The following is a 22860-nucleotide window of genomic DNA, read 5'->3' on the forward strand; positions in this document are numbered from 1 at the left end:
TTGGTACCCCGGTCACCAACGGGCCCTCAGTACAAGGGGGGTTCAGCCTTCGCCGAGGAAGGCTCAGACCCTCAGCGGCTCACCCTCGTCGTCCCGCGCCGCGGGCGCCGCCACGGCGTCCGCGGCCTCGTCGTGGGTGAGGTCGGGCAGCCGGTTCAGCCACTTCGGCAGGTACCAGTTGCGCTCGCCGAGCAGCGCCATCACCGCCGGGAGCAGCACGCCCCGGATGATCGTCGCGTCGATGAGCACCGCGGCCGCGAGGCCCACGCCCATCTGCTTCATGGACTGCATGGACAGCGTCCCGAAGATCGCGAACACGGCGACCATGATGACGGCGGCGCTGGTGACGACACCGGCCGTGGTGACCACGCCGTGCTGGATCGCGTCCTTCGTCGTACGGCCCCGCAGGCGTGCCTCGCGGATCCGGGAGACCACGAACACGTGGTAGTCCATCGACAGGCCGAACAGGATCACGAAGAGGAACAGCGGGAGCCAGGTGATGATGGCGCCGACGCCCTCCGCGCCCACCAGCGAGGCGCCCCAGCCGTGCTGGAAGACGGCGACGAGGATGCCGTAAGCGGCGCCCACCGACAGCAGGTTGAGCACGATCGAGGTGATCGCGATCGTCAGCGAGCGGAACGACAGCAGCATCAGGACGAAGGCGAAGACCACCACGAACGCGAAGACCGGGACGACCGCTCCGGTCAGCTGGTCGTTGAAGTCCTTGGAGCCCGCCACCTGTCCGGTGATCGGTGCCTGGACACCGTCGATTTTGCCGAGCGTGGCCGGACGTACCTCGTCGCGCAACGTGTCCAGGCTCTGACCGGCCTTGTCGAAGTCGGAGCCGCCCACCAGCGGGACGTACACGAAGGCGAGGTTCTGCGCGTCGTGCAGCTTGATCTCGACCGGGCCCCGCGAGGCCCCCGAGGAGATCGCCCGCTCCTTGAACTCGGCCAGCGCGCCGGTGACTTCGGGTGCGTTGATGTCCGCCGCCTTGACGACCACCTCGGCCGGATCGGAACCGCCGGGGAAGGCGTCGTTGACCCGGTTGTACGTCTGCACGATCGGCAGCGAGTCGCCGAACTCCTGGTCCAGGGTGAGGTTCTGGGTCTTCATGCCGAGCGCGGGCGCCGCGATGGCGAGCAGCGCGCCGGCCGCGACCACGACCGAGACGACGGGCTTCGCGAGGACGCCCTTCAGAACGGCCGTCCAGAACCGGCTCTCCCGGTTGCCGCTCCGCTTGCGGCGCAGTCGGCTCTCCGGGTGCAGGAAGGGGATCTTGCCCTTCTCGACCCGCTCGCCCAGCAGCGAGAGCAGCGCGGGCAGCACGGTCACGGACCCGACCATGGCGACCGCCACGACCATCAGCGAGGCCAGGCCCATCGCCTCGAACTCGGCGAGCCCGGTGAACAGCATGCCCGCCATCGCCACGCACACCGTGACGCCCGAGACGATGATCGCGCGGCCGCTGGTGGCGGCGGCGATCCGCAGAGCGGTCTGCGGGTCCCGTCCGGCCTGTCGTTCCTCGCGCTCACGGCGCAGGTAGAACAGGCAGTAGTCGACGCCCACGGCCAGACCGACCAGCAGCATCACGGAGTTGGCGGTGTCGCTCATCGGCATCACATGGCTGACGACGCCCATCAGTCCTATGGTCGCCATGATGGCGCTGACGGCCAGGAGCACCGGCAGCAAGGCCGCGACCAGGGCGCCGAACGCGATGAGCAGGATACCGAGGGCCACCGGCACCGCGGAGAGCTCGGCCTTCTCGAAGTCGTCGCCGAACGCGTCGGAGAACGTCTTCATCATGCTGGCGCCGCCGATCTCCTCGATCCGCAGCGACTCGTGCTCCTTCTGCACCCCCTCGACGGCCTTCAGCACCGGCTCGACCCGGTCGCCGGCGGTGTCCGCCTCGCCGCGCATGTCGAACTGCACGAGCGCGCTGCGGCCGTCCTTCGAGATCGTGTTCGTGTCGTACGGCGACGTCACGTCCGTGACCTTGCCGGTGCCCTCGACCGCCTTCATGACCGCGGCGACGGCGGCCCTGAAGTCGGCGTCGGTCGCCTTGCCGCCGGCGTCCTTGGTCTGGATCAGCACCGTCTCACTGGCCGGCTCGTCGATCCCGGCGTCATCGATGATCTTCGCGGCGGTGTGGGTCTCCCCCTTCAGCTGGTCGCTGTCCTTGACGTCGACCCGGCCCGTCGCCGAGCCGAGCCCCATCGCCAGGACGACGAACAGCACCCAGATACCGACGGCAGCCCATCGGTGCCGCGCGCTCCAGCCACCGGCCCGGGCGGCCAGGCCCCGCACCCTTGTGTCTCCGTTCCCCATGACGGGCTTGCCCCCTTGAGAGCGGTGGCAGCCCCCTGCCGCCACCTTTCAATTCGAAGGTATGGGCCGGATAAGGCCGTCTCGTCGTGCTGCCCGGTGAGGTGAGCCGGGCACCGGCTCCTCCCAAGGGACCGCGCGCCCTCCGTACTGGGGAGGACCGTGACCCTTACATCTAACGGCCCTTGTGCGGGGCGATGATCGGGGTCCGCGCGCAGGCCGTCCTAGGGTGTGCGCATGACGACCACGTATGCGGCGCTGCTGCGCGGAATCAACGTCGGCGGCAGCAGGAAGGTCCCGATGGCCGACCTGCGCACGCTGATGGAAGACCTCGGACATGGCGGTGTACGCAGCTACCTCCAGAGCGGGCAGGCCGTGTTCACCGCCGACCACGGCGACGAGGAGACCCTGGCCGCCGAGCTCGCGGGCGCGATCCTGAAGCGGTTCGGCTTCGCGGTCGACGTGATCGTCCGCGACCACGCCTACCTGAAGGCCATCGCCGAGGCCTGCCCCTTCCCGGCCGCCGAGCTGGAGGCCAAACAGCTCCACGTCACCTACTTCTCCGCGCCCGTCGACGCGGACCGCTTCGCGGAGATCGACCGGGCCGCCTACCTCCCTGAGGAGTTCCGCCTCGGCGACCGCGCCCTGTACCTGTACGCCCCGGACGGCCTCGGCCGCTCCAAGCTCGCCGAGCACCTGTCCAAACCGAGACTGAACAAAGGCGTGATCGGCACCAGCCGCAACTGGAACACGGTCGTCAAGCTGGTGGAGATGACGGGTGACTGACCGCGATCCCGCCGTGGAGGCCGCCGTCCAGGGCGAGTTGCGGCTCCTGGACCCCGAGGTACGCGCCTCGCCCGAGCTGGTGGGCGCGCTGCTGCACCCCGAGTTCCACGAGTTCGGCGCCTCCGGGCGGCACTGGGACCGCGTGTCGATCATCGCCGCCCTCGCCGGGGCCTCGGATCAGGAGGCAGGGCCGATCGCGGCGTCCGGGATGAAGGGGGTCCGACTCGCGCCCGACGTCGTTCATCTCACCTTCGACACGGAGCACAACGGCGGCCGGGCACACCGCAGTTCACTGTGGCGGCGCACGCCGAGCGGGTGGCTGCTGTACTTCCACCAGGCGACGCCGTTCGCAGGATGACCCACCGGACGCTCGGCGGTCGGCACCGCTGTGCGAGGCTCCTCCCATGCGCTACATCATCATCGGGGCAGGGGCGGTCGGCGGGGCCGTCGGTGGGCGGCTGGCGGAGGCCGGGCACGAGGTCGTTCTGGTCGCGCGGGGCGCGCAGTACGCGGCGCTGAGAGACGGCGGACTGCGGCTGAGGGTGCCGGAGGGCGAGTTGACCTACCGGCTCCCGGTCGTGGAGGGTCCGGCCGGACTCGGCGTACTGCGCGCCGACGACGTGCTCGTCCTCGCCGTGAAGACCCAGGACACGGAAGGGGCCCTGGACGCGTGGGGTCCGGCACCGGTCGAGGGCGGCGGCACGGCGGCCGAGCGGCTGCCGCTGCTGTGCGCGCAGAACGGCGTGGAGGGGCAGCGCGTGGCCCTGCGGCGATTCCGGCAGGTGTACGGCGTCTGCGTCTGGCTGCCGGCGACCTTCGTGGAACCCGGGCTCGTGTCCGCCGCGGGCAGCCCGCTCACCGGCATCCTGCACCTGGGCGTGTACCCGCACGGCACGGACGAGACCGCCCGGCGGATCGCCGCCGACCTGGAGAAGTCGAGATTCGAGGCGCCGGTCGTGCCGGACCTCGCCCGCTGGCAGTACGCCAAGCTGCTGTCCAACCTCGCCAACGCCGTCGAGGCGGTCGCCGGCCCAGTCGAGGGCGAGGAGGCCCTGGCGCTCGTCGAGCGGGTACAGGCCGAGGGCGTGGCCGTGCTGGAGGCCGCCGGAATCGCGCACACGAGTCCCGAGGAACAGCGCGAGGTCCGCGGAGACAAGATCACCCTGCTGCCCCTCGACGACGCCCCACGCGGTGGCGGCTCCTCCTGGCAGTCCCTCACCCGTGGCACCGGCACCATCGAGGCCGACTACCTCAACGGCGAGATCGCCCTCCTCGGCCGCCTGCACGGTGTCCCGACCCCGCTGAACGACCTCCTCCAGCGGCTCGCCAACGCCTACGCCCGCGAACGCAGGGAGGCCGGATCGATGCCGGTGGGAGAGCTGGTACGGCTGGCCGACGAGGCCGTCACAGCCGTAAAAAAGCAGCCCTCAGGAAATCAGCGCTCCGGAAAGTAGCGCCGCCTCACGCACTCACCGGCAGCAGCACCCGCGCCGACGCGGTCTCGTACCGCCGCAGCAGCACCCGCGCCACCTCCGGCGCGGGCCCCAGCACCTCGGCCAGGACGTCCGCCTCGGCCGCGCCCCGCGCGATGCGGTCGGGCAGGAACCCCGGGGCGAGCACGTACGGCGCGACGGCCACCTTCGCGCAGCCGAGAGCCCGCAGCTCCCGCACCGCGTCCTCGGTGCGGGGCAGGGCCGCGGAGGCGAACGCAGGCCGCACGGCGCACCAACCGGTGTGCCGCCACTCCCGCGCGATGTCAGCGATCACTGCGATCGCCTCCGGGTCGGTGGACCCCGCCGAGGCCAGCACGACCCCGGTCGAGGACTTGTCGGCGGGCGTCAACCCCGCCTGGTACAGCCGCCGTTCGAGCGCCGACAGCAGCAGCGGCGACGGGCCGAGCACCTCGGCCTGCCGGATCCGCAGCTGCCGCGGCGCGTCCCGCAGTACCGCGGGGATGTCCGCCTTCGCATGGAACGCTCGCGTCAACAGCAGTGGCAGCGCTACGACGTCACGGACGCCCTCCGCCGCCAGGGACTCCAGCACCCCCTGCGCGGAAGGGATGTTGAAGTCCAGGAAGCCCGTCTCCACCCGTACGTCCGGGCGCAGCGAGCGCACCCGGCGTACGAGAGCGTGCACCGTCGCCGCATGCCGCGGGTCGCGGCTGCCGTGGGCGATGACCAGGAGAACGGGCTTCATGGGACTCAGCTCTTCACCAGCAGACCGCGGCTGCGCAGCACCCACCGCTCCAGCGGACTGAAGATCAGCAGGTCGATCGCGATGCCGACGAACAGGATGAGCAGGATCGCCTCGAACACCATGGCCATGTCGCTGTTGGTGCGGCCGTTCTCCAGCAGCTGGCCGAGGCCCACGCCCAGGTCGGGGAACTGCGCGATGATCTCCGCGGCCATCAGCGAGCGCCAGGAGAACGCCCAGCCCTGCTTGAGGCCCGCCACATAGCCGGGCAGCGCGGCAGGCAGCGTGATGTGCCAGATGCCCTTGATGCCCGTCGCACCCATCGTGCGGCCGGCCCGCAGGAACAGCGGCGGCACCTGGTCGACTCCGGAGACCAGTCCGTTGGCGATGGAGGGGACCGCGCCGAGCAGGATCACGGCGTACATCATGGAGTTGTTCAGGCCCAGCCAGATCACGGCCGGCGGCACCCACGCCACCGACGGCAGCGACTGGAGGCCGGACAGGATCGGGCCGATGGCCGCGCGGATGAACTTCACCCGGGCCACGATCAGGCCCAGCGGGGTGCCGATGAGCAGGGCGAAGAAGAAGCCCAGCAGACCGCGCGAGACGCTGGTCCAGATGTAGCCGAGCAGATCGCCCTGGAGCCAGGCCTCCTTGAACGTGGAGCCCACGGCCGCCGGCGACGGCAGCTTGGACGGGTCGTCGACGACCGGGTAGAGGAGCGCCCAGACGGCGAGGACCACCGCGAGCGCGATGACCGGCGGCAGGATCTTGTTGACGAGGGTCTGCCGGAGGGTCGGGCGGCCCGTGGCCTGGGTCTCCAGCGCGTCGAGGCCCGCCTCTACGCTCCCGGCGTCCTGGGCCGGTGTCGTGTCAGTGCTGGCCATGACGGCGGATCTCCCCACGCAGTTCTTCGGTGATCTCACGGGCCAGTTCGGCCACGGGCGCGTCCTCGATGCGGCGCGGCTGCGGGATGTCGACCGTCCACTCGCGCGCGATCCGGCCGGGGCGGGAGGACAGCAGGATCACGCGCTGCGCGAGCCGTACCGCCTCGCGCACGTTGTGCGTGACGAACAGGACGGAGAGCCCGGTCTCCGTCCAGATCCGGGTGATCTCGTCGTGCAGCACGTCCCGCGTGATGGCGTCGAGGGCCGCGAACGGCTCGTCCATCAGCATCAGATTGCTCTCCTGCCCCAGCGCGCGGGCCAGTGCCACGCGCTGGCGCATACCGCCCGACAGCTCGTGGACGCGCTTGCCGTACGCGCCCTTCAGCCGGACCAGTTCGAGCAGCTCCTCGGCCTTGTCGCGCCGCTCGGGCTTGGGAACTCCCCTGAGCTTCAGGGCGAGTTCGATGTTCTTGCCCGCGGTCAGCCACGGGAAGAGGGCGTGCTCCTGGAACATCAGGGCGGGGCGGCCGTCGGTCGTGATGGCGCCCGTGCTCGGCTGGTCCAGCCCCGCCACCAGGTTCAGCAGCGTGGACTTGCCGCAGCCCGAGGCCCCCAGGAGGGTGACGAACTCGCCCGGCGCGACATCGATGCTGATGTCGTCCAGGACGAGCTGCTGTCCACCCGGTCCCGCGAAGGACTTCGAGACGTGGTCGAGGCGTGCGGCGTACTCGACGGACTCGTCGGCCTTGGCGAGCGTCGTGGTCGTGGCCATGGTCGTCACCTCCTGGGAACTCTTCGGGGACCGGGTCAGCTGGTGCCGAGACCGGCGGCGTCGACCGGCGACTCGCCGTCGGCCTTGAGGACCTTGTTGAGGATCGTGAGGTCGTAGATCCCGTTCAGGTCGGGCTTCTTCAGCAGACCGGCCTTGACCGCGTGCTCAGCCTCCGTGTTGAGCGTGGCGGCCAGTGGGTCGTTGGTGAACTGGATCGACTTCCAGGCCGGGTCCAGGACCTCGGGCTTGAGCGCCTTGCCGGAGTCCGCCTCCAGCTGCTTGTTCGCCGCCGCCTTCGCCGCGTCCGGATTGGCGTTGATCCACTTGTTGGCTTCCACCGACGCCTTCAGGACGGCCTCGACCGCCTTCGGGTGCTCCTTGAGGAAGTCCTGCCGCACGATGATGTTCGTGATCACGAACTTCTTGTCCGGCCACAGCGACGCCTCGTCGAGCAGCACCTTGCCGCCCTCGGCGACCAGCTTCGACGCGGTCGGCTCCGGCACCCAGGCGCCGTCGATGGAACCGGCCTTGTAGGCGTCCGGCGTGATCTTGTTGTCCGTGCGGACGACGGTGACGTCACCCTTGCCGCTCTGTGCGTCGACCTTCCAGCCCTGGTCGGCGATCCAGTTGAGGAACGCCACGTCCTGCGTGTTGCCGAGCTGCGGGGTGGCGATCTTCTTGCCCTTGACGTCCTTGAGGGACTTGATCTTGTCCGGGTTGACGACCAGCTTCACACCGCCGGAGGCCGAACCCCCGATGATCTTCAGGCTCTTGCCGCCCGACTTGACGTAGCCGTTGATCGACGGGGAGGGGCCGATCCAGCCGATGTCGATCGACTTGGAGTTGAGCGCCTCGATCTCGGAAGGGCCGGCGTTGAAGGTCGCGTACGAGGCCTTGGTGGCCCCGAGCTCCTTCTGGAAGAAGCCCTTGTTCACCCCGACGAGCGCGGTGCCGTGGGTGAGGTTGCCGAAGTAGCCGATCTTGACGGAGTCGAGCCCGTCGATCTTCTTGGCCCCGGCGGCGACCTTGGCGGCGCCGTCGTCCTTCGCGTCGGAGCCGTAACCGCAGGCGGCGAGGGTGAGCAGCGGGAGCGCGGCGATGACCGCGAGACCGCGGCGAAGAGCGGATGTAGCAGGCACGGGAGGTGTTCCTCTCGGAGGCCCGGCGGTCACGGTCTTTCAGGTCGTGGCCGGGAGGTCGGCAGGTCTGCGTCTACGGCTGTGGGGGGACGGGGCGCGCAAGCGGTGCGCGTACGTCAGCGCACACATCGCGCCACTCCGCCCTGCCCGCTGCCGAGCGCGCCGCTGCCTACGCGGCCGCCCTCCTTCGCGAACGTGGAGTAGTAGTCGGTGGAGTTCATGTCAGAAGTCCCACCCGTCGTCCTCGGACTCGACCTTGACGGGCTCCGGGGACGCGAACGACTCGCCGACCATGCCCGCGGTGAGCGTGGTGCCGTCGTTCGGGTCGATGAGGATGAACGACCCGGTGCGCCGCGAGTCGGAGTAGGAGTCGACGGGCAGCGGCTCGGCGGTACGGATCTTCACCCGGCCGATGTCGTTGGCGACGAGCTGTCCCGGGTGCGGGTGCAGGGACAGATCGTCGAGCGTGAGGCGGGACGGGATGTCCTTGACGATCGCCTTGACCGTGCGGGTGCCGTGCTTGAGCAGCACCCGGTGGCCGACGGTCAGCGGGGCGTCGGCGACGTGGCACACGGTCGCCTCGATGTCCTGGGTGGTCGGCGGGGCGTCCTTGCTGGGCACCAGCAGGTCACCGCGCGAGATGTCGATGTCGTCCTCCAGGAGGATCGTCACCGACTGGGTCGTCCAGGCGACGTCGACCGGCTCACCGAGCAGGTCGATGCCGGCGATCTTCGTGGAACGGCCCGACGGCAGCACGGTGATCTGCTCACCGACATGGAAGGAACCGGCGGCGATCTGACCGGCGTAGCCCCGGTAGTCGGGGTGCTCGGCGGTCTGCGGCCGGATCACGTACTGCACGGGAAGGCGGGCGTGGCAGTGGCTCAGGTCGTGGGTGACCGGGACCGTCTCCAGGTGCTCCAGGACGGTCGGGCCGCCGTACCAGTCCATGTTCGCGGACGGCTCCACCACGTTGTCACCGGCGAGCGCCGAGATCGGGATCGCGGTGACCTCCGGGACACCCAGTTCGAGCGCGTACGCCGTGAACTCCTCGGCGATCGCGGCGAAGACGGGCTCGGCGTAGTCGACGAGGTCCATCTTGTTGACCGCGAGCACCACGTGCGGCACCCGCAGCAGCGCCGCGAGGGCGGCGTGCCGGCGGGTCTGCTCGACGACGCCGTTGCGGGCGTCGATGAGGATCACCGTCAGCTCGGCGGTGGAGGCACCCGTCACCATGTTGCGGGTGTACTGCACGTGGCCGGGCGTGTCGGCGAGGATGAACCGGCGCTTCGGCGTCGCGAAGTAGCGGTACGCGACGTCGATGGTGATGCCCTGCTCGCGCTCGGCGCGCAGCCCGTCCGTCAGCAGCGCGAGGTCCGGGCCCTCGGCACCCCGGCTCGCCGACGCACGCTCCACGGCCTCCAGCTGATCCGTGAGGATCGACTTGGAGTCGTGCAGCAGCCGGCCGACGAGCGTCGACTTGCCGTCGTCGACCGAACCGGCGGTCGCGAACCGCAGAAGGGTCGTCTCGGTGAGTTCCGTGGTGGTGCTCATGCTTAGAAGTACCCCTCGCGCTTACGGTCTTCCATCGCGGCCTCGGACATCTTGTCGTCGGCGCGGGTGGCGCCGCGCTCGGTGAGCCGGGAGGCGGCGATCTCCGTGATGACCTGCTCCAGCGTCAGGGCGTCGGAGTCGACGGCTCCCGTGCAGGACATGTCACCGACGGTCCGGTAGCGCACCAGGCGCTTCTCGACGGTCTCGCCGTCCTTGGGCCCGCCCCACTCGCCCGCCGTCAGCCACATGCCGCTGCGCGAGAACACCTCACGCTCGTGGGCGAAGTAGATCTCCGGGAGCTCGATGCCCTCGCGGGCGATGTACTGCCAGACGTCCAGCTCGGTCCAGTTGGACAGCGGGAAGACGCGGACGTGTTCGCCCGCGGCGTGGCGGCCGTTGTACAGGTTCCACAGTTCGGGCCGCTGGCGGCGCGGGTCCCACTGGGAGAACTCGTCCCGCAGCGAGAACACCCGCTCCTTGGCCCGGGCCTTCTCCTCGTCCCTGCGCCCACCGCCGAAGACGGCGTCGAACTTCTCCGCCTGGATCTTCTCGGTCAGTGGCAGCGTCTGGAGCGGATTGCGGGTGCCGTCCGGGCGCTCCTTGAGGACACCCCGGTCGATGTAGTCCTGCACGGAGGCGACATGGAGGCGCAGACCGTGCTGGGCGACCGTACGGTCCCGGTACTCCAGCACCTCGGGGAAGTTGTGCCCGGTGTCGACGTGCAGCAGCGAGAAGGGCACGGACGCCGGCGCGAACGCCTTCAGGGCGAGGTGCAGCATGACGATGGAGTCCTTGCCGCCGGAGAACAGGATCACCGGCCGCTCGAACTCACCCGCCACCTCACGGAAGATGTGCACCGCCTCGGACTCCAGCGCGTCCAGGTGGGACAGGGCGTACGGAGCCTCCGTGCCCTCCTCCACCTTGGTAACGGTGGTCGTCATGCCAGTCCCCTCTCGGTGAGCAGCGTGTGGACCGCCGCCGCGGACTCGTGGACGGTCTGGTTCTGCGACTCGATGCGCAGATCGGGCGACTCGGGCTCCTCGTAGGGGTCGTCGACCCCGGTCAGCCCGGAGAGCTCACCCGCGGCCTGCTTGGCGTACAGGCCCTTCACATCGCGTACGGAGCACACCTCGACCGGAGTCGCCACGTGGATCTCGAGGTAGGCCGCGCCGCTCTCCTGGTGACGCTTGCGCACCGCGTCACGGCTGTCGGAGTAGGGCGCGATGACCGGGACCAGCGCCTTCACGCCGTTGCGGGCGAGCAGTTCGGCGAGGAAGCCGATGCGCTGCACGTTGGTGTGCCGGTCCTCGCGGCTGAAGCCGAGGCCCGCCGAGATGAACTCGCGGATCTCGTCGCCGTCGAGCACCTCGACGAGGTGGCCCTCCTCGCGCAGCCGGCCGGCCAGCTCGTACGCGATGGTGGTCTTGCCGGCACTCGGCAGACCCGTGAGCCAGACGGTGGCTCCGGTCGTCACGTGCAACTCCTTGGTAGATGTCGTCATCCGTGCAGCCCGCACTCGGTCTTGGCGCTGCCCGCCCAGCGGCCGGCGCGCGCGTCCTCGCCCTCCAGGACACGGCGGGTGCAGGGGGCGCAGCCGACGGAGGCGTAGCCGTCCATGAGCAACGGGTTGGTGAGGACGCCGTGTTCCGCGACATACGCGTCCACGTCGTCCTGGGTCCAGCGGGCGATCGGGGAGACCTTGACCTTCTGCCGCTTCTCGTCCCAGCCGACCACCGGGGTGTTCGCCCGGGTCGGGGACTCGTCGCGGCGCAGACCGGTCGCCCAGGCCAGGTAGTCCTTCAGACCCCGCTCCAGCGGCTCGACCTTGCGCATCTTGCAGCACAGGTCGGGGTCGCGGTCGTGCAGCTTCGGGCCGAACTCGGCGTCCTGCTCGGCGACCGTCCGCGTCGGCGACAGCGTGATGACGTTGACGTCCATCACGGCCTCGACCGCGTCCCGGGTGCCGATGGTCTCCTCGAAGTGGTAGCCGGTGTCGAGGAAGACGACGTCCACGCCCTTGAGGACCCGGGACGCCAGGTGGGCCACCACCGCGTCCTCCATCGAGGAGGTCACGCAGAAGCGCTTGCCGAAGGTGTCGACCGCCCACTGGAGGATCTCCAGTGCCGAGGCGTCCTCCAGGTCGCGGCCCGCCTGCTCGGCGAGCGCCTTGAGATCCTCGGTCGTGCGCTCTTCCTGAATCGCGGTCATATCTGATCTCCCCCTGCGTCGGTGTGCCGAAGGCCCCGGGCGAGCAGCCCGAGGAACTTCAACTGGAATGCGCGGTTGCATGCCGCGCATTCCCAGGCGCCGTGAGACTGCTCGCTCGGACGGAGGTCCTCGTCGCCGCAGTAGGGGCAGTAGAAGGGGGCGGCCCGCTCGCTCACGACAGGGCCTCCTCGCTGGCACGCGAGGCCCAGGCGGCGAACCGCTCGCCCTCCTCGCGCTCGGCCTGGAACCGCTTCAGGACGCGCTCGACGTAGTCGGGCAGTTCCTCGGAGGTGACCTTCAGGCCACGCACCTTGCGGCCGAAGGCTGCCTCCAGGCCCAGCGCGCCGCCCAGGTGCACCTGGTAGCCCTCGACCTGCTCGCCCCGGTCGTTGAGGACCAGCTGGCCCTTGAGACCGATGTCCGCCACCTGGATACGGGCGCAGGCGTTCGGGCAGCCGTTGAGGTTGATGGTGAGCGGCTCGTCGAAGTCCGGGATCCGGCGCTCCAGTTCGTCGATCAGCTGCGAGCCGCGCGCCTTGGTCTCGACGATGGCGAGCTTGCAGTACTCGATGCCGGTGCAGGCCATGGTGCCGCGCCGGAACGGGGAGGGCTTGGCGGTGAGGTCGAGCGCCTCCAGAGCCTCGACGAGCGGCTGGACCTGCGCCTCCTCGACATCGAGGATGATCATCTTCTGCTCGACGGTGGTCCGGACCCGGCCCGAGCCGTGCGCCTCCGCGGCCTCGGCGATCTTCGTCAGCGTGGCGCCGTCGACACGGCCGACGCGCGGGGCGAAACCGACGTAGAACAGGCCGTCCTTCTGGCGGTGCACGCCGACGTGGTCGCGCCAGCGGCCCGAGGGCTCGGCGGGCGCGGGACCGTCGATCAGCTTGCGCTCGAGGTAGTCGTCCTCCAGGACCTGGCGGAACTTATCCGGGCCCCAGTCGGCGACGAGGAACTTCAGACGGGCCCGGGTGCGCAGGCGGCGGTAGCCCCAGTCGCGGAAGATGCCGACCACACCGGCCCACACCTCGGGCACCTCGTCCAGCGGAACCCAGGCGCCGAGCCGGACGCCGAGCTTCGGGTTGGTGGACAGACCGCCGCCGACCCACAGGTCGAAACCGGGGCCGTGCTCGGGGTGCTCGACGCCGACGAAGGCGATGTCGTTGATCTCGTGGACCACGTCGAGGAGCGGGGAGCCGGAGATCGCCGTCTTGAACTTGCGGGGCAGGTTGGAGAACTCCTTGCTGCCGATGTACCGCTCGTGGATCTCGTCGATCGCCCGGGAGCCGTCGATGATCTCGTCCTCGGCGATGCCGGCGACCGGCGAGCCGATGATCACACGCGGGGTGTCACCGCAGGCCTCGGTCGTGGAAAGGCCGACCGCCTCCAGGCGGTTCCAGATCTCCGGGACGTCCTCGATGCGGATCCAGTGGAGCTGGATGTTCTGCCGGTCGGTGACGTCGGCGCTGCCGCGCGCGAACTCCTCGGAGATCTCGCCGATCACCCGCAGCTGCTGGGTGGTGAGGCGTCCGCCGTCGATCCGCACCCGCAGCATGAAGTACTTGTCGTCCAGCTCCTCCGGCTCCAGGATCGCGGTCTTGCCGCCGTCGATCCCGGGCTTGCGCTGGGTGTAGAGGCCCCACCAGCGCATCCGGCCGCGCAGGTCGTTGGGGTCGATCGAGTCGAAGCCGCGCTTCGAGTAGATCGTCTCAATGCGTGTCCGCACATTGAGACCGTCGTCGTCCTTCTTGAACTGCTCGTTGCCGTTCAGCGGGGTGTGGTGCCCCGCGGCCCACTGACCCTCACCGCGGTGACGGCTCACCTTGCGGCGGGGCGCTGCGGCGGCAGGGTTCTGCGGGGTGGCGGCCATGGTTCTACGTCCTTCGGGACAGGCGGAAAGCGGCTCTTACCTGCGCGTACGGGCGCATGGGTGTACCTGCGCGTCATTGCGCGGGGAGGAGAACGAGAGGATGTGTCGGGTGACGCTGCGGCTCGTCAGCGCACCGGACAGATGGCGCTGGACATGCGGCCGAGGTCGACGTGCCGCCGACTCACCAAGGCAATCCCAGTTCCAGACATGACGGAAGCGTGTCACGGCGATCTGGACACAGTCCAGCTTTATCCACCATGTGGACACCCTTGTCTCGACAGGCGAGACCGGGGTGTCGTTGGTCACAAAGATCGCGGGGAGTCTTGTTCCCGCAGGTCAGGCCGGGTAGGCCCCGGGCCAGGGGCCGGGTGTGGGCGCCTCGGTCTCCTCCTCGACCTTGGTGTCGAAGAGCTGGAAGCCACGGCGCTGGTAGTTGCCCATCGCGTGCTCGCCGTCCTTGGAGCAGGTGTGCAGCCAGACCCGCTTGGTGTCGGTCAGTCCAGGCCAGCGGTCCGCGAGGTCCCAGGCGCGAGCGGCGCCGTAGGAGAGCAGGTGGCCGCCGATCCGCTTGCCGCGGAACGCCGGGATCAGGCCGAAGTACGCGATCTCCACTACGCCGTCGTCCTGCGGGGCGAGTTCGACGTAGCCGGCGGGGGTGCCGTGGTCGTAGGCCACCCACGTCTCCACGCCGGGGCGCTCCAGGTGCTCCTGCCACCGTGCGTACGTCCACGAGAGCCGGTCGGTCCAGTGGATGTCGCCGCCCACGGAGGCGTAGAGGTACCGGCTGAACTCGGGGGAGGGGACTTCCGCGCGATGGATGCGGACGTCGCGCTGCGGGGGTTCGGCCGGGAGGAGATCGGTCGGAGCGGTCTGTTCCAGGGACCACGTGGTCACGGGGATGTTCGGCATGCCGGTCAGGGAATCATCTAACCCAGAGATCTGTCGATCGAGGCCAGTGGCAGTGCGAACAGGACCCTGCCCGACTGGGACCACACATCGCCCGTCTGTTCCCAGTACGACAGGGACTCCGACTCCCCGCTCCAGCAGTTGCGGGTCTCGTCCGTGCCGCAGCGGGCGGCCTTCGCGGGGTCCTTCGGGTTCTGGCGCCACAGAGTGCCGTGGTCGCCCTCGGTGTGGGCCGCGCGGCCCAGGTACCACTGGGAGTCGTGCGACAGGACGGGGCCGGAGCCGGACGCCTTGGTGACGTACGCCTCGGCCACGCGCGCGTAGCCGCCGGTGTCCGTGGCAAGGAGGCCGGAGCGGGCGGGGGAGGTGCTGAAGTCGTAGCGCCACACCCGGGTCCCGGCGTCGCCGTCCCCGGAGACCCACTCGCTCGCGACCAGGCTGTCCGGGGCGGTGCTGCGGTCCAGGGACAGGTAGTCGGGGCGGGCGGCGCCCGTGTCGGCGCTCAGACGGTAGGAGGCGACCGCGGGCAGGACCCACTGCGCGCCGTGCGCCGACCATCCGCCGCGCACCTTGCCGACCGCGTCGCTGTCGACGGTGGCCCGCTGGACGCGGTTCATGTCGTAGACGTACAGCGCGTCGCCGCCGCCGTCGCCGTTCGCGCTGACCAGCAGCTTGTTCTGGTACCAGACCATGCCGGACACCTGGGAGACGAGGCCGCGGTAGTCGCGCCCGCCGTCGACCGGGACGGCGAGGAGGACCCAGGAGTAGGTGGGCCGGTTCATGTCGTCCGCGTCGACGAACGCGACCCGGGCCAGGCCCCCGTCCTGCGCCGCGGTGCCGGTGCGGCTCCACGCGGAGAGGATCACGCGGTGGGCACCCCACAGGCCGTCGTCGTCGGCGTCTCCGGAGGTGGTGACCGCCCCGGCCCGCCAGGAGCGGGTGTCGGCGGTGTCCCAGCAGTACGCGGCGGTGGCCTCCGGGGCCACGGGCAGCGCCCTGCGCTCGCCGGCCGTGCAGTCGATCGCGTCGCCCAGGCTCCGGTCGGCTGAGTCGAGGACGGCGGAGACGCCGGCCGGACGTCCCATCGCGGAGGAGAGCCGGTCGAGGGCGCTCTGCGGTACCCGGGATTCCTTCAGGCGCAGCGGGTCGGTCTCGGCGGCCGAGGTGAGCGGCTTCAGTGGCCCGGGATTGGCGGCGACCGTGGCCTGGGAGGCACTGATCATGGTGGCGGCGGCGGTCAGTGCGAGCGCGGTCCCGGCCAGGAAGGCGCGCAGCGCTTGGCCCCGCTTGCGCCTGCGGTGTCTGCCACGTTGCTTCATACCGTCCTCCCGAGGCGGGCCAACTGCGCCTGATGATCCGTACGTTGACCGAGGAGCAGGTGGGGTGGCCCGGAGAGGATGCTACGGCAGTAAGCGCCGCTGGGGGCGGAGACCGTGCAATTATGCGGAAGATGCGCCCAGATCGAGGGTTTTCACTCGGTCTCGGCGCCGGCCCGGGCCCCGAGCACGGCGGGGGCGGTCGAGTGGGGCAGCAGGTCACCGGGACGGCCCGGCAGCAGCACCTCGACCTCGGCGTCCTCGCAGAAACGATACGGCCGATGTTCCAGAAACGCCCCGAGATAGCGCCGTACCCGGGACATCTCCGCGCGCACGGTCACCGTACGGCCCGGATCGCCGAACATGTCCTCGGCCAGGCCCGCCGCACTGCGGCCCGAGCGGTGCAGGGCCAGCAGGTAGAGCAATTCGGCGTGCCGGGGGCTCAGTTCGTGGCTCCAGGTGCCCGCGCCGCCCGACACCGTCACCGTCCAGCGGCGCGGCTGTGCGAGGTCGAGGACGATCCGGGTGACGCCTTGCGGCTCCGGTTCGTCGGCGGCCCGGATCAACCAGCCGCCGGCCAGCGGCTCCAGCGCGCACAGACCGAGCGCCGGCAGCCACCGTCGGCCCGGCGAGAGGGACTTGGGCAGCGCGATCCGGTTCGGATACGGCATTCCGGTCACGGCCGCCGTCCAGCCGTCCCGGTCCACCACCAGGGCCCGGCCGCTGAGCCGGGCGAGCACCGGCGCCGCCACGGCCCGCAGTTGCTCCAGCGTGGTCAGATGCAGCTCGCGCAGCCGTGACTCGGCGAGCTTGGCCACCGAGTCGACCCAGGCGAGCGTCGCCGGGTGCATGGTGTCCAGCGGCCCGCTCACGTCGACCACGCCGATCAGCCGGCCGTCCCGCGGGTCCTTGATGGGGGCGCCGGTGCAGGTCCAGGAGGTCTGGGAGCGGACGAAGTGCTCGGAGGCGAAGACCTGGACGGGGCGGCGGACCACCACCGGGGTGCCGATGCCGTTCGTGCCGACGACGTCCTCCCGCCAGTCCGCGCCGAGTTCGAAGCCGGTGCCGTCGGCCTTGCGCAGCACGGGGGAGCTGCCCTCCCGCCACAGCACCCGGCCGTCCTCGTCGGCGACCACCATGATGTGGTGGGCGACGTCCGCGACCGACAGCAGCCCCTCCCGCAGGACCGGCAGGACGTGCCGGAGCGGGGTGCTCTCCCGGCGCCGCTGCACCTCCTCGGGCGCCAGCAGCCCTGACCGGAAGTCGTGGTCCGGGTCGACGCCGCCGCGCAGCATACGGGTCCAGGACTCCTCGATCACGGGGCGCGGAGCGATGGGCGCGGGCCGGCCGGACAGGGTGGCCGATCGGATGTCGTTCAGCACCCGCGCCGCACGTGCCGTGTCCGCGGTGGCTAGGTGGGTCACATGCGTCGGCGAGAGCGGCACTGGTCCTCCCGGTCTCGGGTCCATTGACTGTCCGTCTCATAGTGCCGGTCGTGTCTCGGGCAGGAACACAGTCCGCCCACAGACGCCAGGAAGTTGCAACCCCCTGCAACCCTGGTGGTGGGCTCCGGCTTGTTTGAAACTTGGGCGAACGCCGTCTCGCAGCGGCGTTCTTCGGCCTCCGAGGGCCGCAACGGGGGTGGTGCCGTGTCGGCGCAGCACCACCCCCGTTCAACAGGTGAACAGGTCAGTGCACCGGACGGGCTCTCTCCACCACCGACGCCAGGTCCAGGGTCGAGGGCAAGGTGCCGAAGGCGGATCCCGCGTCGCCGCCCAGGCGGGACGCGCAGAACGCGTCGGCCACCTCTGCGGGGGCGTGGCGGACGAGCAGGGAGCCCTGCAGGACGAGCGCGAGCCGTTCCGTCAGGTGGCGGGCCCGGCCCTCGATGCCCTCCAGATCGGCCAGTTCGGTGAAGAGGCTCTTTGTCGCCGCGTCCAGGCGGTGGTCGGCGCCCCGGGTTTGGCCGATCTCCAGGAGGTAGGCGTTCAGGGCCTGGGGTTCTCGCTGCAGGACCCTCAGGACGTCCAGGGCCTGGACGTTGCCCGCACCCTCCCAGATGGAGTTCAGCGGTGATTCGCGGACCAGGCGGGGCAGGCCCGACTCCTCCACGTAGCCGTTGCCGCCCAGGCATTCGGCGGCCTCCACCGTCAGCGGGGTGCAGCGCTTGGTGATCCAGTACTTCGCCGCCGGTACCGCGATCCTCAGGAAGGCCCGTTCCTGCTCGTCGCCCTTGTCGTAGGCGGCCGCCAGACGCAGGGCGAGGGTGGTCGCCGCCTCGGACTCCAGGGCCAGGTCGGCCAGGACGTTGCGCATCAGCGGCTTGTCGACGAGCTTGCCGCCGAAGGCCTCGCGGTGGGTGCAGTGGTGGATCGCCTGGGCGACGGCCTGGCGCATCAGGCCCGCCGAGCCCAGCACACAGTCGAGCCGGGTCGCCGCGACCATCTCGATGATGGTGCGGACCCCGCGCCCCTCGTCGCCCACCCGGCGCGCCCAGGTCCGGTCGAACTCGACCTCGGCGGAGGCGTTGGAACGGTTGCCGAGCTTGTCCTTGAGGCGCTGGAGGAGAAACGTGTTGCGGGTGCCGTCCTCCAGGACGCGCGGCACGAGGAAGCAGGTGAGCCCGCCCGGGGCCTGGGCGAGGACCAGGAAGCCGTCCGACATGGGCGCGGAGCAGAACCACTTGTGGCCGGTCAGCTCGTAGGTCTCGCCGTCGGGCAGGGGCCGTGCGGACGTGGTGTTGGCCCGGACGTCGCTGCCGCCCTGCTTCTCCGTCATGCCCATCCCGAACAGCGCCCCCGCCTTGAGGTGGGCGGGCCGCAGCTCGCGGTCGTAGACCATGGACGTCAGGCGGGGCTCCCACTCGGTGGCCAGGTCCGGGTCGGTGCGCAGGGCGGGGACCGCGGCGTGGGTCATCGACAGCGGACAGCAGTTGCCCGCGTCGACCTGCGTCCACAGGAGGAAGGCCGCCGCTCGCCGTACATGGCCCCCGGGGCGGACCCAGGCGGCGGTCAGGCCCGCCGAGACGCCCTTGCCGAGCACGCGGTGCCAGGCCGGATGGAACTCCACCTCGTCGATGCGGTGGCCGTGCCGGTCGTGGGTGCGCAGCCGGGGCGGGTTCTCGTTGGCCTGCAGGCCCCACTCCTGCACCTGCGCCGAACCGCAGGCCCGGCCGAGCGCCGCCAGCTCACCGTGGACCTCGTCGAGCAGGTCCGGGTCGAGATGCCGTTCCACGGCCGCTCGCAGGGCGCGGTCGGCGCTGTAGGCGTCGTAGCCGATCAGCGGTGGGGGCTGGTTGGTCACGGTGTGCGTACTGCCTGCCATTCTGCGAACGTACCCCGGGGTACCGCACGGGTCACCTCACGGACACGGCACGGGGGTGCTGCGGGGGGTGCCGGGTGCCTCGCGGGGAGGGCACCTCGCCGGTACGGCACGTGTCGGGCGGCTCGCGGGCTCAGCGCGGCACCCGGTCGCCTCAGGTGGGCGGGCCGGGTGCCGTGGTGGGAGGGGTAGGCAACTGCTCGCCGGGGAGCGTGCGTGGGGGCGATGCAGCTCGATCGTGTGATGGTCGGCTTTCGGGCTTGCGGTGTCCGGTGCAGGCCGGAGTAACGTGAGCTACGCGATCTGGGACGCCGAGCGCGGTGCCAGCGTGCGGGGCCCCTGCTCCACCAGCGAGATGGTTCAGGGCCTCCCCGTCGCCTCTGGCCGCGTTCATACGGCCAGGTCGTGAGGGACTCCGCCCTTCCGGGACCGGACCACGGACGGGATCCGTGTCGCCACCCGGTTGCGAGAGCGGACGACTAGTGCGCCCAAGACCGTTCGGGGCGTGCCAGTGAGCGGGACTTACTCCCGCTCACTGCCCAGGAACGGTCAGGCGAGGTGGGCCATCACCTCCGCCGGGTGGTGGACCGGGTCCGCCTCGGGCAGGCCGTGCGGCCAGCCGGGGCGGTACACCGTGTCGAGGTAGCGTTCGCCGAGGTCCGGCGCGATGGCGACCGCGGTGAGCCCGCGGCGGCCGTGCGCGGACAGCCACTGGTCGGCGCCGCTGACGACCGTGCCGGTGGAGCCGCCGAACAGGAAACCGCGGGCGGCCAGCCGGCGGCAGACCTGGAGGGTGTCCGGTTCCTCGACGAGCACCACGTCGTCGATGTACGACTTGTCGAGCAGCTGCGGCGGCACGCTGGTGCCGAGCCCCGGGATCATCCGCACGCCGGGCGGTCCGCCGAAGGTGATCGACCCGACGCTGTCGACGGCGACGATCCGCACCGGGCGCCGCCACTGCCAGAACCAGCGGGCGCAGCCCATCAGGGTCCCCGTGGTGCCGGCCCCGACGAACAGGACGTCCAGGTCGGGGAAGCGGCGCGCGATGTCCGGCGCGGTGGTGCGGTAGTGCGCCCGCCAGTTCCCCTCGTTGCTGTACTGGTTGAGCCACACGTACCGCTCGTCCGAGGCGCACAGCGCCCGCACGTAGGCGAGCCGGGCGCCCAGATAACCGTCGTGCAGATTCGGCTCCCTGACCACGTGCACCCGGGTGCCGAGTGCCTCCATCAGCCGGATCGTCACCAGGTTGCACCGTGAGTCGGTCACGCACAGGAACCGGTAGCCCCGGCTCGCCGCGATCACGCTCAGGGCCACCCCCAGGTTCCCCGACGACGACTCGACCAGGATCGACCCGGGCCGCAGGGTGCCGTCGCGCTCGGCGGCGTTCACCATCTCGCGGGCCGCCTTCAGCTTGATGGACCCGGCGAAGTTGAACCCCTCGCACTTCAGGAACAGCGGCAGCTCCAGCGCCGCTCGCAGGTCGACGTAGAGGTCGGACTCGTTGTACTCCGAAGGATCGGATATGACGGGCATGACGCCCCCCTCCTCATGCGCCACCGGTGGTTCAGCCGTACCGGCGCAGCTCGTTGAAGAACCCGTCGACGACGTTCAGTTCGCCGCGCCGGGCCAGTTCGTCGTGGACGAACCGGCCGACGGCGAGGTCGAGCACCCCCAGGCCGAAGGGGGAGAACACCACCGTCCGGTCCGTCGGGACGGTCACCCGTCCGGTCAGCACGTCGTCGAGCGTGCCGTCGATGAAGTCCCTGCTCCCCGTGAGCTGTTCGGCCAGATGCGGGGAGGTCTCGGCCTTGAGGCAGTGCTCGACGTCGTCGACGAAGTTGGCCGACGCGAGCAGGATCTCCGGGTCGAGATCGCGCAGGGAGACATGCAGGACCAGGGGGTGATGGCCGAACCACGACGGGTCGTGGACATGCGGTGTGCCGGCGACGGTGGCGAACACGACCAGGTCGCTGGAGCGGATGAGGGATTCGGCCGTGTCGTGCACGACGGCCTTCCCCGGTGCACCGGACCGCTCCAGATAGCCGCGGAACCCGTCGGCGCTCTCGGCGGACAGGTCGTGCACGCCCGTCTCCTCGAACTCCCAGCCGGTGGCGGTGAGATGGGTGTGGATGTAGCGGGCGATCAGCCCGGTGCCGATGAAGCCCACCCGGGTGGGGCGGCTCCGGCCCGCGCTGAGCTTCCCGGCCGCCAGCGCCGCCGACGACGCGGTGCGCGTCGCGCTGATGACGGAGCTCTCCAGGCAGGCGAACGGGTAGCCGGTCCCGGGGTCGTTGAGGATCAGCACGGCCGACGCGCGCGGCAGCCCGGACTTGATGTTCTCCGGGAAACTGGAGACCCACTTCAGGCCGTCCACCCTCAGCGGTCCGCCCAGTGACGCGGGCAGCGCGATGATCCGTGACGACGGGCGGTCCGGGAACCGCAGGAAGTACGACGGGGGGTTCACCGAGTCGCCCGCGCCGTGCAGCCGGTAGACGGCCTCGACGAGGTCCGCGATCTCCGGTTCCCTTCCGTGCAGGGCCTGTTGGACCTGTGCGCCGGTGACGAGCGCGAAGGTCGGTGCGCCGACGGTGCTCATACGCCGCTCACCTCGCCGTCGGTGCGCGACACCGGGTTGCCGAGCGCGGCCAGCACCTCGCGCGGTCCCTCGAAGGGCTCGCGGCTGTGTGCCGTACGGATGTTGTCGACGAGCAGCAGGTCCCCGTCCTGCCACGGCTCGCGCACGGTGTGGGCGTCGTACACCTCGTTGATCGTCCGTACGACGTCGGCGTCGATCGGATCGCCGTCGCCGAAGCGGGTGTTGAAGGGCAGCCCGTCGGCGCCGTACATGTCCACCAGGTATTCGTGCACTTCCGGCTCCATGGTCCACTCGTTGAGGAACGCGATCTGGTTGAACCAGCAGGGCAGGCCGGACTCCGGGTGCCGGAGCACCGCGCCGCGCCGCTGCCGGGTGTGCAGGGAGCCGTCGCTCCGCCAGGCGAACTCGATGGCGTGCCGGCGGCAGTAGCGCTCGACGGCGGCGCGGTCGCCCGTGCCGAACGCCTCCTCGACCGACGCGCCGATCTCCTCGTGGTACGAGCGGGTCAGCAGCCAGCCCTCGCGCTCGAAGCGGGAGACCAGCTCGCGGGGCAGGTCCCGCAGCACCGCCGACGCGTCGGCGAGCGCGGTCGCGCCCCCGGTCGCGGGCGCCTCCAGACAGGCGAACAGGAGCAGGCCCGGGAACTCCAGTCCGTAGCTGACCTCGTGGTGCATGCACATCTGCTGGTTCGGCGGCCACTTGGTCGTCGAGTACACGCCGTCCCCGTAGCTGCGCCGCGGCGCGAAGGGCTCACGGTCGGGCATCAGAGCGCTGGTCAGCCGCCGGAAGACGGCCTCGGTGGTCGCGGGGTCCGAAAGGCCCAGACCGCGCACCAGGACACAGCCGTGTTCGAGGACGAGGGCACGCAGCGGGCCGTGGTGCTCGACGGCCCAACTCGCCGGGTCGTCACCGGACTTGGCGTGCAGGATCGGCGGACTGTCCGGTGCCAGGTCCAGATGCGGAAGGAGATTCATGGATGACATCTCGGGG

General features: G+C 70.5%; 22 protein-coding genes. 3 read left to right on the plus strand and 19 right to left on the minus strand.

The features are described 5' to 3' along the window. Positions 1-63 precede the first annotated feature (63 nt). Entirely contained in the window at positions 64-2328 is a 2265-nt protein-coding gene (locus tag RNB18_RS20415; RefSeq protein ID WP_311715511.1) for an MMPL family transporter, read from the minus strand. A 234-nt stretch (positions 2329-2562) separates the two neighbouring features. Between RNB18_RS20415 and RNB18_RS20420 the strand changes: the two genes are divergently transcribed. From RNB18_RS20420 to RNB18_RS20430, 3 genes are read left to right on the plus strand one after another with little or no spacing between them, the layout of a single operon-like run. Further along, a complete protein-coding gene (locus RNB18_RS20420; protein WP_311715512.1) occupies positions 2563-3111 on the plus strand; it encodes a DUF1697 domain-containing protein in 549 nt (182 codons plus the stop codon). Beyond that, complete coding sequence (locus RNB18_RS20425) at positions 3104-3469, plus strand: nuclear transport factor 2 family protein (protein WP_311715513.1); 366 nt, start codon at positions 3104-3106, stop codon at positions 3467-3469. Before RNB18_RS20420 ends, RNB18_RS20425 begins: the two co-directional genes overlap by 8 nt. Positions 3470-3515: 46 nt before the next feature. Then, the gene (locus tag RNB18_RS20430) at positions 3516-4565 is read left to right on the plus strand and encodes a ketopantoate reductase family protein (RefSeq protein WP_311715514.1); all 1050 of its coding nucleotides are present in this window, start codon (positions 3516-3518) and stop codon (positions 4563-4565) included. 7 nt (positions 4566-4572) lie between these two features. On the opposite strand, the gene RNB18_RS20435 is transcribed toward RNB18_RS20430, so the two are convergent. The 18 genes from RNB18_RS20435 to RNB18_RS20515 form a co-directional block, all read right to left on the minus strand. Then, a complete protein-coding gene (locus RNB18_RS20435) occupies positions 4573-5307 on the minus strand; it encodes a sirohydrochlorin chelatase (protein ID WP_311715515.1) in 735 nt (244 codons plus the stop codon). A 5-nt stretch (positions 5308-5312) separates the two neighbouring features. After that, positions 5313-6191 carry an ABC transporter permease gene (locus RNB18_RS20440; protein ID WP_057611049.1) on the minus strand — a complete coding sequence of 293 codons (879 nt, stop codon included), beginning with the start codon at positions 6189-6191 and terminating at the stop codon, positions 5313-5315. Then, positions 6178-6963, minus strand: a complete 786-nt coding sequence (locus RNB18_RS20445; protein WP_030681639.1) for an ABC transporter ATP-binding protein — start codon at positions 6961-6963, stop codon at positions 6178-6180. Before RNB18_RS20445 ends, RNB18_RS20440 begins: the two co-directional genes overlap by 14 nt. Before the next feature lie 35 nt (positions 6964-6998). Then, on the minus strand, positions 6999-8102 hold the full coding sequence (locus RNB18_RS20450; RefSeq protein ID WP_311715516.1) for an aliphatic sulfonate ABC transporter substrate-binding protein: 1104 nt from the start codon (positions 8100-8102) through the stop codon (positions 6999-7001). 222 nt (positions 8103-8324) lie between these two features. Then, a complete protein-coding gene (locus RNB18_RS20455; RefSeq protein WP_311715517.1) occupies positions 8325-9653 on the minus strand; it encodes a sulfate adenylyltransferase subunit 1 in 1329 nt (442 codons plus the stop codon). Positions 9654-9655: 2 nt separating this feature from the next. After that, the gene (gene cysD / locus RNB18_RS20460) at positions 9656-10594 is read right to left on the minus strand and encodes a sulfate adenylyltransferase subunit CysD (RefSeq protein WP_311715518.1); all 939 of its coding nucleotides are present in this window, start codon (positions 10592-10594) and stop codon (positions 9656-9658) included. Further along, positions 10591-11154: an adenylyl-sulfate kinase gene (gene cysC / locus RNB18_RS20465; protein WP_311715519.1), complete on the minus strand. Its 564-nt coding sequence runs from the start codon at positions 11152-11154 to the stop codon at positions 10591-10593. The genes cysD and cysC overlap by 4 nt, the downstream gene beginning before the upstream one ends. Further along, positions 11151-11861 carry a phosphoadenylyl-sulfate reductase gene (locus RNB18_RS20470; RefSeq protein WP_311715520.1) on the minus strand — a complete coding sequence of 237 codons (711 nt, stop codon included), beginning with the start codon at positions 11859-11861 and terminating at the stop codon, positions 11151-11153. Before RNB18_RS20470 ends, cysC begins: the two co-directional genes overlap by 4 nt. Next, positions 11858-12037, minus strand: a complete 180-nt coding sequence (locus tag RNB18_RS20475) for a hypothetical protein (protein WP_266557900.1) — start codon at positions 12035-12037, stop codon at positions 11858-11860. The genes RNB18_RS20470 and RNB18_RS20475 overlap by 4 nt, the downstream gene beginning before the upstream one ends. Further along, entirely contained in the window at positions 12034-13731 is a 1698-nt protein-coding gene (locus RNB18_RS20480) for a nitrite/sulfite reductase (RefSeq protein WP_311715521.1), read from the minus strand. Before RNB18_RS20480 ends, RNB18_RS20475 begins: the two co-directional genes overlap by 4 nt. 125 nt (positions 13732-13856) lie before the next feature. Beyond that, positions 13857-13940 (minus strand): putative leader peptide, encoded by an 84-nt coding sequence (locus RNB18_RS53720; protein WP_349817346.1) that lies wholly within the window; start codon positions 13938-13940, stop codon positions 13857-13859. A 127-nt stretch (positions 13941-14067) separates the two neighbouring features. Further along, positions 14068-14640, minus strand: coding sequence for a GNAT family N-acetyltransferase (locus RNB18_RS20485; RefSeq protein ID WP_311715522.1), 573 nt, complete (start codon positions 14638-14640; stop codon positions 14068-14070). A gap of 17 nt (positions 14641-14657) precedes the next feature. Further along, complete coding sequence (locus RNB18_RS20490; protein ID WP_311715523.1) at positions 14658-15956, minus strand: hypothetical protein; 1299 nt, start codon at positions 15954-15956, stop codon at positions 14658-14660. A 152-nt stretch (positions 15957-16108) separates the two neighbouring features. Continuing rightward, on the minus strand, positions 16109-17422 hold the full coding sequence (locus RNB18_RS20495; protein WP_394817645.1) for a GAF domain-containing protein: 1314 nt from the start codon (positions 17420-17422) through the stop codon (positions 16109-16111). A 220-nt stretch (positions 17423-17642) separates the two neighbouring features. Beyond that, positions 17643-19277 (minus strand): acyl-CoA dehydrogenase family protein, encoded by a 1635-nt coding sequence (locus RNB18_RS20500; RefSeq protein WP_311715525.1) that lies wholly within the window; start codon positions 19275-19277, stop codon positions 17643-17645. Between the two features lie 546 nt (positions 19278-19823). Beyond that, a complete protein-coding gene (sbnA, locus tag RNB18_RS20505) occupies positions 19824-20807 on the minus strand; it encodes a 2,3-diaminopropionate biosynthesis protein SbnA (RefSeq protein ID WP_311715526.1) in 984 nt (327 codons plus the stop codon). Between the two features lie 31 nt (positions 20808-20838). Further along, positions 20839-21870: a 2,3-diaminopropionate biosynthesis protein SbnB gene (gene sbnB / locus RNB18_RS20510; protein ID WP_311715527.1), complete on the minus strand. Its 1032-nt coding sequence runs from the start codon at positions 21868-21870 to the stop codon at positions 20839-20841. Beyond that, positions 21867-22853, minus strand: a complete 987-nt coding sequence (locus RNB18_RS20515; protein ID WP_311715528.1) for a TauD/TfdA family dioxygenase — start codon at positions 22851-22853, stop codon at positions 21867-21869. The genes sbnB and RNB18_RS20515 overlap by 4 nt, the downstream gene beginning before the upstream one ends. Between the last annotated feature and the right edge of the window lie 7 nt (positions 22854-22860).

Origin of the sequence: Streptomyces doebereineriae, from assembly GCF_031845645.1 — a bacterium.
Taxonomy (GTDB): Bacteria; Actinomycetota; Actinomycetes; order Streptomycetales; family Streptomycetaceae; genus Streptomyces; species Streptomyces canus.

Excerpts from the sequence above, each read along its gene's own strand:
- RNB18_RS20415 (WP_311715511.1), bottom strand. The coding sequence starts at position 2,328 with ATGGGGAACGGAGACACAAGGGTGCGGGGCCTGGCCGCCCGGGCCGGT.
- RNB18_RS20420 (WP_311715512.1), top strand. The coding sequence starts at position 2,563 with ATGACGACCACGTATGCGGCGCTGCTGCGCGGAATCAACGTCGGCGGC.
- RNB18_RS20430 (WP_311715514.1), top strand. The coding sequence starts at position 3,516 with ATGCGCTACATCATCATCGGGGCAGGGGCGGTCGGCGGGGCCGTCGGT.
- RNB18_RS20435 (WP_311715515.1), bottom strand. The coding sequence starts at position 5,307 with ATGAAGCCCGTTCTCCTGGTCATCGCCCACGGCAGCCGCGACCCGCGG.
- RNB18_RS20440 (WP_057611049.1), bottom strand. The coding sequence starts at position 6,191 with ATGGCCAGCACTGACACGACACCGGCCCAGGACGCCGGGAGCGTAGAG.
- RNB18_RS20445 (WP_030681639.1), bottom strand. The coding sequence starts at position 6,963 with ATGGCCACGACCACGACGCTCGCCAAGGCCGACGAGTCCGTCGAGTAC.
- RNB18_RS20455 (WP_311715517.1), bottom strand. The coding sequence starts at position 9,653 with ATGAGCACCACCACGGAACTCACCGAGACGACCCTTCTGCGGTTCGCG.
- cysD (WP_311715518.1), bottom strand. The coding sequence starts at position 10,594 with ATGACGACCACCGTTACCAAGGTGGAGGAGGGCACGGAGGCTCCGTAC.
- cysC (WP_311715519.1), bottom strand. The coding sequence starts at position 11,154 with ATGACGACATCTACCAAGGAGTTGCACGTGACGACCGGAGCCACCGTC.
- RNB18_RS20470 (WP_311715520.1), bottom strand. The coding sequence starts at position 11,861 with ATGACCGCGATTCAGGAAGAGCGCACGACCGAGGATCTCAAGGCGCTC.
- RNB18_RS20480 (WP_311715521.1), bottom strand. The coding sequence starts at position 13,731 with ATGGCCGCCACCCCGCAGAACCCTGCCGCCGCAGCGCCCCGCCGCAAG.
- RNB18_RS53720 (WP_349817346.1), bottom strand. The coding sequence starts at position 13,940 with ATGTCTGGAACTGGGATTGCCTTGGTGAGTCGGCGGCACGTCGACCTC.
- RNB18_RS20485 (WP_311715522.1), bottom strand. The coding sequence starts at position 14,640 with ATGCCGAACATCCCCGTGACCACGTGGTCCCTGGAACAGACCGCTCCG.
- RNB18_RS20490 (WP_311715523.1), bottom strand. The coding sequence starts at position 15,956 with ATGAAGCAACGTGGCAGACACCGCAGGCGCAAGCGGGGCCAAGCGCTG.
- RNB18_RS20495 (WP_394817645.1), bottom strand. The coding sequence starts at position 17,422 with ATGGACCCGAGACCGGGAGGACCAGTGCCGCTCTCGCCGACGCATGTG.
- RNB18_RS20500 (WP_311715525.1), bottom strand. The coding sequence starts at position 19,277 with ATGGCAGGCAGTACGCACACCGTGACCAACCAGCCCCCACCGCTGATC.
- sbnA (WP_311715526.1), bottom strand. The coding sequence starts at position 20,807 with ATGCCCGTCATATCCGATCCTTCGGAGTACAACGAGTCCGACCTCTAC.
- sbnB (WP_311715527.1), bottom strand. The coding sequence starts at position 21,870 with ATGAGCACCGTCGGCGCACCGACCTTCGCGCTCGTCACCGGCGCACAG.
- RNB18_RS20515 (WP_311715528.1), bottom strand. The coding sequence starts at position 22,853 with ATGTCATCCATGAATCTCCTTCCGCATCTGGACCTGGCACCGGACAGT.